The sequence below is a fragment of the Microcoleus sp. Pol17C6 genome, from assembly GCF_036701145.1.
Taxonomy (GTDB): Bacteria; Cyanobacteriota; Cyanobacteriia; order Cyanobacteriales; family Microcoleaceae; genus Microcoleus.
The window spans coordinates 20,975-32,660 of the sequence record NZ_JAUBQH010000007.1 but is presented as its reverse complement, the minus strand read 5'-3'; the positions used below and the strand labels follow the sequence as shown (position 1 = coordinate 32,660).

Annotated in this window: 8 protein-coding genes and 1 pseudogene; 5 read left to right on the top strand and 4 right to left on the bottom strand. The window is 43.5% G+C overall.

Annotated elements, in window-relative coordinates:
• Positions 1-268: 268 nt before the first annotated feature.
• The 3 genes and pseudogenes from QUA25_RS05670 to QUA25_RS05660 all read right to left on the bottom strand — a co-directional run bounded on the left by QUA25_RS05670 (position 269) and on the right by QUA25_RS05660 (position 4,769).
• A pseudogene (locus QUA25_RS05670) lies at positions 269-1,284 on the bottom strand (IS701 family transposase).
• A gap of 431 nt (positions 1,285-1,715) precedes the next feature.
• The gene (locus QUA25_RS05665; protein ID WP_333036248.1) at positions 1,716-2,828 is read right to left on the bottom strand and encodes a glycosyltransferase; all 1,113 of its coding nucleotides are present in this window, start codon (positions 2,826-2,828) and stop codon (positions 1,716-1,718) included.
• A gap of 468 nt (positions 2,829-3,296) precedes the next feature.
• Positions 3,297-4,769 carry a site-2 protease family protein gene (locus QUA25_RS05660; protein ID WP_333036247.1) on the bottom strand — a complete coding sequence of 491 codons (1,473 nt, stop codon included), beginning with the start codon at positions 4,767-4,769 and terminating at the stop codon, positions 3,297-3,299.
• A gap of 33 nt (positions 4,770-4,802) precedes the next feature.
• Between QUA25_RS05660 and QUA25_RS05655 the strand changes: the two genes are divergently transcribed.
• From QUA25_RS05655 to QUA25_RS05640, 4 genes are all read left to right on the top strand, one after another.
• A complete protein-coding gene (locus QUA25_RS05655; protein ID WP_333036245.1) occupies positions 4,803-5,477 on the top strand; it encodes an MBL fold metallo-hydrolase in 675 nt (224 codons plus the stop codon).
• 153 nt (positions 5,478-5,630) lie between these two features.
• Positions 5,631-6,191, top strand: coding sequence for a sugar O-acetyltransferase (locus QUA25_RS05650; protein ID WP_333036243.1), 561 nt, complete (start codon positions 5,631-5,633; stop codon positions 6,189-6,191).
• A 189-nt stretch (positions 6,192-6,380) separates the two neighbouring features.
• A complete protein-coding gene (locus QUA25_RS05645; RefSeq protein ID WP_333036242.1) occupies positions 6,381-6,845 on the top strand; it encodes a hypothetical protein in 465 nt (154 codons plus the stop codon).
• Between the two features lie 797 nt (positions 6,846-7,642).
• Positions 7,643-9,946 (top strand): cache domain-containing protein, encoded by a 2,304-nt coding sequence (locus tag QUA25_RS05640; RefSeq protein WP_333036241.1) that lies wholly within the window; start codon positions 7,643-7,645, stop codon positions 9,944-9,946.
• 278 nt (positions 9,947-10,224) lie between these two features.
• Here QUA25_RS05640 and QUA25_RS05635 read toward each other — a convergent pair whose 3' ends face one another.
• Complete coding sequence (locus QUA25_RS05635) at positions 10,225-10,824, bottom strand: cytochrome b/b6 domain-containing protein (protein ID WP_333036240.1); 600 nt, start codon at positions 10,822-10,824, stop codon at positions 10,225-10,227.
• 198 nt (positions 10,825-11,022) lie between these two features.
• Here QUA25_RS05635 and QUA25_RS05630 point away from each other — a divergent pair, with 198 nt between their 5' ends.
• A complete protein-coding gene (locus QUA25_RS05630; protein ID WP_333036238.1) occupies positions 11,023-11,604 on the top strand; it encodes a manganese efflux pump MntP family protein in 582 nt (193 codons plus the stop codon).
• Positions 11,605-11,686 lie beyond the last annotated feature (82 nt).

The window sequence follows — 11,686 nt, the reverse complement described above, 5'->3', positions numbered from 1 at the left end:
GCTGAATTTAGCGAACAACCAATAACTCGCAACTTCTCTTGTCGGTATTACGCCCTATAAGCAGTCCATTTTGTGGATTCTCAACTCCCCAAAAATAGCTTATTTGAAAATTTTAATTATGCTCATGACTTACGCATAAACACCATATATAGCGTTTATGAGGCTCCTAAACTACAAGCCGCTAAAGGGTGATTGCCCCGCCTGCTATAATCCAAAACAATCTGGACCCTAACTGACTAAAAATACGATATGCTGTCTTGAAAGCCACTTAAACTAAAGTCATAGCAATCGAAGGATTGCGAAGTTCTTCGGTTAAATAATTACCGACTAAGTTGTACTTAATTTGATAAACAGTCTGGTGAGTTTGCCGCGCTAAATGCTTCAACCTTACCCAGACTAAAATAGCACAGCTAATATGATTTCTTTGAATGCGAGCTTTTCGACATTGACACTTGTCAATTCCCGTTAACTGTTTAATTTCTCGATGAAACTCCTCAACCTTCCATCTCAGGCCACACTCTTTTTGTACAACCTCAGTAGAATCTTGAGCTTTATCGTTTGTGGCAATAAAGTCCGTGCGGTCGGTAGAAACCTCTACCCGGAATAATTTCACTTTTTTATTTTGAGGAGATTTTTTAATTTTGATTAATTTCCCGCTTTTTTATTCTTCTTTACTCCAACTTAGATTTTCTATCCTTTGATAAGGGTTGACTCCATCAGTATCATCTACCAGCCGATTTTTTTTAAGCGGACAATAGTATATTTTTCCTAGTTCGTCTATGAATTTCATTAAATCTGAGGTGGCATACCAAGCATCCATTAAGACCGTGCTAAAGGGAATTTCTTTATGATATTTTAAATTATTCAGCAGATCCTTAACATGATCCAGCTTAGACTTTCCATCCGATTCTGGAGCGTAAATCCGGTAATCAATTATCCAAAACTCCTGAGTTTCTCGATTAACATATACACAGTTAACTAGCCCAATGCCCTCGATAACTCGATGTTCATTACCACTATATTGGCGACGAGAAATTTCGATTTCTTTAGAAGAACTTTTATCTAAAACTGTATCATCAAAAATTACGGCAGCTTTTTCAGATATCAAGACAAAGGTTTTTTACATTTTCCCAGATTAGGTGAGGAGTTAATTTTTCCCTCCTTAAATAACGATTTATCGTATAATGGCTGCACTTTTTTAAGTGGTCAGCTAGATTGGTAATTGTATAATTAACCTGACTGCGAGCGTAAATATTGGCAATAGTCTAGCGTGGTAAATCCCATACAGCTTACCCCTTTTTTATGCCTCCACTATAAAATAATTTCTCTAAAAAATCTATTGACTCTACCTCTCTTAGAATTGAAATTTCTCATGTAAAACTCAAGATAGTTAATTTTATATTATCGCTCTATCCAATGGGTATTTCTCAACCCGGTACGCTATATCTAGTGGTGGTGCGTAAGTCCTGAATAGAAAAAACTAAGTCGTCTCTACTCCGTTCCGCTTTCAAGCGCGAACAAAGTATTGCCAATTAGGGCGGTAAATAAATCGACGGCAAAGTCGATCGGAATCCCCTTCAAATCTATCACTTTTATTTCTCTACAATCAGATCGGGCATGGCAATCAAGCAATTTAGTCCCGGGCCCCCCAGATTCATTCCTTCGCAGACTCAGGACAGGAGTAATTATCCCATCCCAAATCCCAAATCTAAAATCTAAAATCGGCTGACCATTTTTTCATGAATCATCTTCATCTGTGACAGTTCTTGCCGCAGTCCCTGCGGTAGAGGAATTTTCACAGCTTCCAGCATACTTTGAATCCGATGTCTCCAATCGTGACGGGCTAAACTTTCAACATAGTTGCGTTTGTATATAGAATTAAGCCTCCCCTCGTCCTGTAAAAGTTCATTAATGAATTCAACACTTTTGTGCGGGTCATCGGGCAACTCAATAGTAGCATCTTCCCAATTCATCAACTCATCCATTAGATGTGTAGTTGGACGCTTCCCAACTATCGCACCGCCAGTCGCAGCACCATAAAACCAACGCAGTGTAATAAACGAGTAAGGAAACCGACGCATACCAGGATAGAGCGTGTCAAATGCCAAGGTGAGTTTGCTATGTCTGAGAATGTGAAATAGCAGCAGAGTATCTGGCTCGTCTCTACGCATTTCGTAAGGCAATTTCGGAAATTCCTCTGCTGTTCTGGGCGTAGATTTATAGTAAATTTGTTCGGAACCAGGTTGATTGAATTTATTTAGAAACACAGTGTCATAGTGTGAAGGTATCCGCCCGAAGCTTGTTAAATCTATTGAACGCTTGAGTTGACACGAACCCTGAGCGAGAACATCAGCAGCAAAAGGGATCAGCGATACTGGTATACCAAAACGTTTTTTCAGTTCATCTATAATTTCTGGAAGTGCAACGAATAAATGATCTAAATGATAGACATTTTTTGAATAAATTTCCGGTGCCCAAGAATCGAAAATATAAGCGACGACAACATCAAAACGCTCCCTCCACTTAGGTATACTTGAGAGTAGTTCCAGATCGCCTCCTGATAGACCAATCATCAGTAAAACATTTGGTTTGTCCGACAATTGAGGTAAAAGTGGTAAATTATATAAACCTGTAGTAGACTTAACGGCTTTAAGGACTATTCGAGCAGCTAGCGGATAAAGTGTGGATGACCACTGGACTACCTCGCGGGCAGATGGTACCAAAAGTTGTGCGTTACAGGTTCGTACAACAATATTTTCTAATTCAAAAACAGGATCCCAGGATACATTTGAGACTAAAGCCCGTGAAGAAAGTACAAAAATATTCATAGCTCGATTTTAATTTTATTAAATGATCCCGCACATTATACCAAAGACGAGGGGACTAGGGTAAATTCAATAGTTCTGGACGCAACAGTCCTATGGATAGAGGCAACCACGGAGGGATTGCCCCTACAAAAAGCTATATGTAGAGGCTTTGCGTAAGTCCTGTTTAATTAAATTTGAAATGCCAATTCCCCTGAATCTACTTCCCAATTTACCTAGCTACTAGCTAGCAAATCTAGCCGATCGCACTTATGGCAGCACTTGGAGTGGATAAATTTATCCCTAATCAGGAAAAACAATAACACATCTATGGTTTCACTGTCAATATTGATGATGATTTTTTAACAATATCTATTTTGCCGCTGAGTCATGCTCACCTCTAGAAAGAGCGGGTTGATAAATGCTAAAGTCTCTAGGATTTATAAACCTTTTCCTTATTCCTCTTTCCCCTTCCCCTCCCCCTTCTTGAGACTAAACATTTAACCATTCCAGGAGTACCCTGGGGGCCGGCAACAAAATCATTAACAAAAGCCCGATCGCCATTAGCCCCAAAAAATCCCGCCGGTCGTCCAATTCGCTAACATCATTCAGCGCAGGTTCGTCGTTTAGTGGCGTGAAAAACAAAATAATCGCCCACAGCAGCAAACCCTGTTCCAAAAAAGAAAGCAGCAACATACAAAGTCTAGCAAATTGCCCGATCGCCATACTCGCTCGCTGGCCGAACATCGCGTGTACGATGTGCCCGCCGTCGAGTTGTCCCACTGGCATCAAATTAAACGCCGTCACGATCAAACCTAAATAACCCGCCACCGCTACGGGATGCAAATTGATCGCAGTTTCCGCATTCAAAGCACCGCCCAAGGTTAACTTGCTCAAGAGAGTCATCAGCAGCGAAAAATTCGGTTTGAAAGACTCAAAATTTAACATTCCAGACTTGTCTGACAGCGGTACAAGAGTCGAATGATCCAAACCCCAAATTAATAATGGCACTGCCGCAACTAAACCCGCCAGGGGCCCGGCAATACTAACATCAAATAAAGCTCGGCGGTTGGGAATTGGACTCCGTATTTGAATGAAGGCCCCAAAAGTTCCCAAGAAAAAAGGAATCGGAATAAAATAAGGCAAAGTCGTGCGAATTTGGTAAAATCTGGCAGCTAAATAGTGACCTAATTCGTGAATTCCCAAAAATGTAATTAGAGCCAGCGAGTAAGACAAACCCTGCAGCAACATTGATGGGTTGGACTGCAAAGCTTGTTCAGTAACTCCGGCAAGTCGCGCCCCCACAAGCGTAGTCGTAAACACCGTGATCAGCAGCAAAGCTAATGCGAAAAATGGCCGGGTTACAGATTCGGTTTTGACAGGAGTTTCCCCTGATTGGTGGCTGGGATTGGGAACTATAGCAAAAAAAGGTTGACCGCTCAAGCTGTTTTGAAATACTACTAAAAAGCGATCGCCAAAAAGCCTCTCCACATTCTCCCGAATCGCCTGATAAGCAGCCTCGGGGTTCGTCCGCAACTGTCCGCGACAAATTACAGCCTGCGGCCGAAATTCCAAATCTCGCAAAAAGTAAATTGACCAAGGAAAACAATCGCGCAAACTCGCTTCTTCTTCTTGATTGATCGGGCGCACGGGCGGTTTTGGCTTTACAGGTTCAGTCGCAGAGTCTGCTACCTGCTCAACAGTTTCGGCGGTAATTCTCTTGCGCCCCAACTGTACCAAAAACCAATACAAAAAAGGGCAAACCAGAAAAGGTATAATTACCAACTCCGGCGGTACAGTTTTGCTCGTGCCGTAAACTAAAATCCAACCACTCCAAATCAGGGCGGGCGCCATCATTACCAGCCACAGCAGCCATACCGGAGTTCGGGTGATGCGGCTAGTGCCGTTCTGCAACAAGTAGTACGATATCAGCCCCAATACGAACAACCATAGTAAAAAGAACATAATATTTATCCCATTCCCTTCTGAAATACTTCCTTGAAACAACAGAGTTCAGTCTCCAAACAACCCAGGCCCGTGCTCGACAATATCCTTGCTTTCCCGCCTAACCGGGATACCCTGGGTGCAACAGCCTATTTCATTGTAGAAAACCAAACTAACATCCTGGTGGATTGTCCCGCTTGGGATGAGATTAACCAAACATTTTTGCGGGAACACGGCGGCGTGCGACTGCTGTTTTTGACCCACCGTGGCGCTATCGCCAGGGCGCGGGAGATTCAGCAAGCCACGGGGTGCGAGATCCTGATTCAAGAGCAGGAAGCTTATTTACTGCCGGGTTTGAAGGTGACGGTTTTTGAGCGAGAATTTGTTGTGAGCGATGGAATGAAAGCATTTTGGACTCCTGGTCATTCTCCTGGTTCCTCTTGCCTTTATCATAGTGGCAGCGGTGGAGTGCTGTTTTCGGGTAGGCACTTGCTCCCCAACCGAGAAGCCGCCCCAGTACCGCTGTGGACGCCAAAAACTTTTCACTGGCCCAGGCAAATTAACAGCGTGAAGTCAATTATCGATCGATTTTCACCGGAAACTTTACAGTATATTTGTCCCGGTGCAAATACTGGTTTTTTGCGGGGAAAAGGATCGATCGATCGAGCTTTTGAGCAATTAGCCAATCTGGATTTAGCTGTTTGTTTGCAGTCAAAACCTGAACCATAAATGTATGCTGCCACATCAAAAAATGATCTGACGCGCTAATTATAGCGGTAAGGTGCGCCCTTACGCACCCTACATAATTCTTCAGTCTCTTAGAGAGGAAGTTCGTTGGTGAAGTAGCGGTTTCAACCGCCGATTCTTACCTTGGAAAAAACTGTGGAAAAAACCGAAAAAGAAAAAATGCTCGCCGGCGAATTGTATTTAGCTGCTGATGAGCAATTAATTTTAGAGCGCCAGCGAGCCCGCCGCCTCGCCAGAACCTACAATTCTACCCGCGAAGATGAACCAGACAAACGGTTAGAAATTCTCGCAGAATGGTTCGGTGCAGTTGGCCCAAAAGTTGAAATCGAGCCACCTTTCTACTGCGACTACGGCAGTAATATTTATGCGGGAAACGGATTGTATATGAATTTTGGTTGCGTGATTCTCGACTGCAATCGAGTTAACATTGGCGAAAATTTACTGTGTGGGCCCAACGTACAAATTTACACCGCTCTTCACCCCACAGACCCGGAAATAAGGCTTTCTGGCCAAGAACTCGCCGCTGAAATTAATATTGGCAATAATGTTTGGATTGGCGGCGGCAGTATTATTTGTCCAGGAGTCACTATTGGCGACAATAGCACGATCGGCGCAGGCAGTGTTGTGGTCAAAGATATTCCCGCAAACGTCGTGGCGGCGGGGAATTCTTGCCGAATCATCCGGCATCTACCTTGATGTGGTACGATCGACACACTCGTGCGATCGGCTCTTTGGAGCTTAAGCCAAAAATTTTAGCTATTAGAACAGCCGGTTTGAGATTTTTTAGGTAAAATCCCCAAAAAAAACGCTGGAGAAAATCTAAAATCTCAAATCTAAAATCGCTTAATTTCTCGTTCCCGGTTTCCACACTACCAAGCTTTTCTTATGACGACTGCAACAGTTTATCCCAACGCTCCTGATCTCTGTACCGACGACTACATAGCAGTCGGTGTAGCTACCTGCTTCATTAAAGAAGAAGGCGAAGTTTTTGAAGTGCAAGTAATCGAAGCTATTCCCTCAGCAGCTTTGGAAGCAATTTTGAAGGGAATTCCCACATCTTATTTAATGATTTGCGGGACGACTTTGGGAGCAGTGCTCGACGGCGAAACACCCAAAATGTTGCCAGAATTCCCGACATCAGCTCAGTTTAGCGAAGAATTTGGCTTTCGGGCGATCGCTGCTGCCCGCACTTACAAAATCCGCCCCCAAGCTCAACTTCACATTCCCTTGGGAACAGTTCGCAACGACTTTACTTATTCCTTAGAACGCAAAAGAGTGCTCAACTCCGAGCGCGTCATTCGCACGGAAGACAATGTGAAACAGCACGAACACACTCACAAGGTTCTTTAAACAAATCCCGCAACTGGGGCAATTTAACAGTGCCTCAGCCAGCGGCTGCACCGAAAATACTTTTGATTGTTGAGATAGAAATTAAAGATTTAACAAGTTTTTCCTTCATTAATAATGAGCGAAAAACTTTTAATATTTCGTTATTAAGCAATACTGGGGACAGTTTTTGATTACCAACTGTATAATAAGGGTTTCAAGACAATTCGGAAATCTAACTATCAACGGAATATCTAAGGTTTTAGAGTAGGAAATAAAAGCAGTATGGACTATTGATTAAGACACACACCAAACATCTCAACCTAAAAAGTCTACTGCTCACATCACCTAAATAACATCAATTATTAACGACTGTAAAAAAGAATTAAGTAGTTGATGATTTTTTTAAGTAATCAAAAATGTGGTATGATATTATTCCTGTTTAACAAAGTGATATCAAATCGGTAGGCTCGGAATTAATATTACCCACCGCTTTCGACACGGCAATGCCGTGTCCCTACAATTAATCTGGGTATGGAAACGGCACTGCCGTGTCCTTTATATCATAAGGAGTGCAACCGGAAACGATAGGAGCCGCTCGGGGGAAAAAATTAAAAAATCCCCGCGATTATTGAATGCTAGTAGTTTAATACTACTGGCCGGCGGGCGAGTAGATCGTAGGTGAGCTAAGGATTTCAATCTCACAAATTGGTCAAACCATGCGAAGCTTTGCGAGAGTAAAGTGGTGGAAATTAACTCGACTATTGCCAGCGGGATTAAAGGGCGAATACCATCTTGGGTACCAAACTGCGCTCTTAATTTTGGGGGTCACAATTCTGGCAGCTAGCATTACTGGTTGTATCAGCTATCAAAGTGTTCGTCGCTTGATTATCACCAAAAGCGAGCGAAATGCTTTGTTAGAAGTTAGGGAGCGCGCCAACAATATCGATCGCTGGCTCGGCACTAGAAAGGCTGAGATCGAAATCCTCGCCAATACTACTCCCGTTCGTTCGATGAATTGGTCAGTGGCAGCGCCTTATTTAAAATCGCAAGTAAATCGACTGCAAGAATTCCAGCACTTCGCATTAATTGCTCCCGACGGTTCTTATTTCACCACAAAAGTGGGCCGAGCGTTGATTAATGTGAGCGATCGCCAACACTTTAAAAAGGCAATGGCTGGGGAAGTCTATGTTTCCGATCCTACCATTTCTCGCACGCTCAAAGGACAAAGTATTGTTCCCATTTCGGCTCCGGTGTGGTCAAGTTCGGCAAATTCTCTTGATAAAAAAGCACAAAAGCCGATCGGAGTAATGAACGGCGTCATTAGCATTGACCGCATTGCCCAAGTAGTAAGAAAGCTGGAATATGCCCCCGGAACTTACGCTTTTGTTCTCAATTCTCAAGGAGTGCCGATTGTGCATCCCGACGCTCGGTTAATGGGAAATATCGACAAGCCGGCTCCGACTCTTTTAGAGTCCGCAGATGCTAATTTGGCGAATGTAGCCCGGGAGATGGTTTATCAAAAAACGGGCATTTCGCTGACTAAAATCAACGACACCAAAGTTTATGTTGCCTATCTTCCATTAGAACAAGCTGAATGGTCGATCGCCCTCGTAATTCCCCGCGACAATCTCGAAAAAGAACTTTTTCCTTTCAAGATACTAGCAGTAACCGCCGGCGTACTTGTCGCCGCAGCTATTTTCGCAGCAATTGTGGCGCTCAAGCTGTTTGCCCTAAATTGCATTCGCAGTCGCACAGAAGGCCTTCTCCACCGCTTGACAGGCCGCATTCGCGCTTGCTTGCACCTCGATCGCATCCTCCAAACTACAGTAGACGAACTCGGTACTTTACTGAAGCTCGATCGAGCAATTTTCGCATGGTACGACCCCCGACAAGATACTTTAGAATTTGGCTGGGAATATTGCCGGGAAGGTTTGCCGGGGCGCTTGGGAATCTTTGGTGTTGCAGGAGGGCCCTCTGGAGATTTAGCTGCACGGCTTCACCGCTGCGAAACGATACTGCTGCATAAAACCGCCGCCCCGGATGCCACAGCGTCTGAGGAACACGCCTATATCGAACTCACAAATAGTCACTACGCAGCAGTACCTGTACTAACTCAGAATCATCGGCTGGGATATCTGTTCGCCTGTGCAAACCGGCGGTTTGCGACTCCCGACGAGGTGGAAGTTTTGGAAGCAATTGCCGACTCGCTGGCGATCGCAATTTCCCAATCCCAACTCCACGGGCAAATTCAAGAAGAACTCAAACTTTTGGAAGAAGTATTAGCCAAACTCAGAATCACCGAAGAGCATTTAGTACAAAGCGAAAAAATTACAATGGTGGGTCAACTAGCCGCCGAAGTTGCCCAGGAAATTAATAACCCGATTAACTTTATTTACGGCCGCCTGATTCATCTAAACGATTATATCAAAGATTTGCTCCATATAATTCGCCTCTATCGAGAACAATATCCCCAACCTGTGCCACGAATTGCCAAAAAAATAGAGACTTGCGACCTAGATTTTATCAGCCAAGAGTTGCCGCAAATCCTCAATTTTTTGAAAATAGGAGCCGATGGCATTCGCCAGATAGTCCTGGCTTTGAGGAAATTTTCACTTCCTGACGAAGCCAACAAAGAACACGCCAACGTTAATGAGAGCATCGACAATATTTTGCTGTTGCTGGCTCACAGACTGGAGCAAAAAATATTAGTAGTCAAGGAATACCACAACCTGCCGCCAATTTTGTGTTATCCCGCTCAACTGAGTCAGGTATTCGCGAGTCTGATCTGCCATGCTATAGATGCAGTTAAAAGTATTGAAAACTCTGCTCAAATTATTACAATCAAAACCGATATTTTTGAGGATGATACAGGCAGGTTTATTGTTGTATCTATCGCCCACAATGGCTGTATAATTCCGCCGGAAATTCAACCCAGAATATTTGACCAGTTTGGCCATACTAAATCCTTTAAAAATTTTACAGGGTTGGAGCTGTCGGTGTGCTATAAAATTATTGTAGAATTGCACGGCGGCCGGCTGACAGTTGAATCTCCGGTTCAACCTCAAATTAAATCTCAAACTGGGGGCGGCGCTGAGTTTAGGGTAAAATTGCCGATCGTTTGATATCGCATTTTGCCACCAGGGAAACCCGTCGCAAATCTTGCTAACAAGCGGCGCGAAAAGCTTAATGTGGCTTCACAGTCAAGACTTTAGTCCTCATCAAACGGAGGGCTGAAGTCCTCACTACAAACCTAACGATCATTTGTTAACCTAAATTGCTATGATAAGATTAGGGAAATAATAAAGGTGCAACCACAGCAAACAACCAACCTGCCATTACCAAGACTTCGGCAACAATTAATAAAATATTTCTGTTCATTTTCAAATTAAGCATTTTCACATTAAGAGCGATCGACCAAAGAGCGAATTTTCTTCCACCAAGCCGCCGGCGAATCTTCCTGGCGATAGGCGGCATCAAACATCGACAAAATTAGTGGCAAACCCCCCACCTTCGCACTCATCAACAAGTGCATTGCCAGACAAAATATCAATACCACCCAACCAGAAGCGTGTAAATAATACCAAACCTGCGTCAATTCCCCAGCCGGCAGCCATTCTTCCTTAACCATACTGCCAGAAGCGATCGCCCAAGTCAGTGCCAGCAACATCAACGTATTCACAATCCGGTGCAAACTGTACCACCAAATCGGTTTTCCCAACTGCGTTAGTTTCCCAAATGAATCCGGCTGCACCAAGCGTTTTTGACCTGGGTGGAAACTGTACAATGCAAAAGCCGGCATTATTCCTAACAGCAACATCTTGCCAAAAGTGCCGTGAATCCCGATAATATCTGCAATCTGAGGCACGGGGACTTTGCCAAACCGCCCATCGTAGGTGTTGTAAACCAGAAATGCGCTCAAAATTGCTAAAAGGGCGATCGCAGCGTTAACCCCATGCAGTAATCTCAGCAGCAATGGCTGGTAGGGTCTAGATGGCGGCATAGTCAATTCTGCTACTTGATAAATAAATCTTTTACACAATACAGCTAAGCGCTGATTTTTTCAACTTTCGCCAATTGTGAAATAAATGTGAGTCAAAAATGAATATATTATGATAAGAACGCAATTATATCAAAATTTAGTGTAAACTAAAACAGTCAAGAGAAACACTTTATTTATAAAACCTAACACTTTACAAAAATGGATGCAGCCACTACCATATTACTTTCCTTGGGACTAGCAGCAGATGCTTTTGCTGTTGCTGTTTCGAGCGGTTTAGCAATCAAACACATGAAGGTCAATAAAGCTTTAAAAATCGCCTTATTTTTCGGAGGGTTTCAAGCTTTAATGCCCGTCATAGGATGGCTCATCGGTCTTAGTTTTAGTTTTTTGATAACACCGATCGATCATTGGATCGCTTTTGGGCTTTTGAGTTTCATTGGCGGGAGAATGATTTACGAATCGCTGCAAAGCGAAGAATGCGAGAAAAAGTTCAATCCCTTAGATACGGGGACTTTAATAACGCTGTCGGTGGCGACGAGTATCGATGCCCTCGCAGTTGGCCTCGGATTTGCTGTCCTGAAAGATTCTATTGCTCCTGCGGTGACTGCGATCGGATTTATTACTTTCTTTTTAGCCTTTGCAGGGGTGTTTATCGGGCACAAGTGCGGCAACTTGTTTGCTAATAAAATTGAGATATTGGGAGGAGCAATTTTGATTTTCATTGGCAGCAGAATCTTGTTTCTGCACTTGACAGAAATGCCATTAGTTATAGGTAATTAGTAATTAGTCAGTAGTCAGTAGTCATCAGTCGAACATTGACATCAGAGTCTCTGGTGACTCCAATTCCCAATTCCCAAAAAAT

Coding starts and splice junctions, on each gene's coding strand:
- QUA25_RS05665 (WP_333036248.1), bottom strand. CDS start 2,828: ATGAATATTTTTGTACTTTCTTCACGGGCTTTAGTCTCAAATGTATCC.
- QUA25_RS05660 (WP_333036247.1), bottom strand. CDS start 4,769: ATGTTCTTTTTACTATGGTTGTTCGTATTGGGGCTGATATCGTACTAC.
- QUA25_RS05645 (WP_333036242.1), top strand. CDS start 6,381: ATGACGACTGCAACAGTTTATCCCAACGCTCCTGATCTCTGTACCGAC.
- QUA25_RS05635 (WP_333036240.1), bottom strand. CDS start 10,824: ATGCCGCCATCTAGACCCTACCAGCCATTGCTGCTGAGATTACTGCAT.
- QUA25_RS05630 (WP_333036238.1), top strand. CDS start 11,023: ATGGATGCAGCCACTACCATATTACTTTCCTTGGGACTAGCAGCAGAT.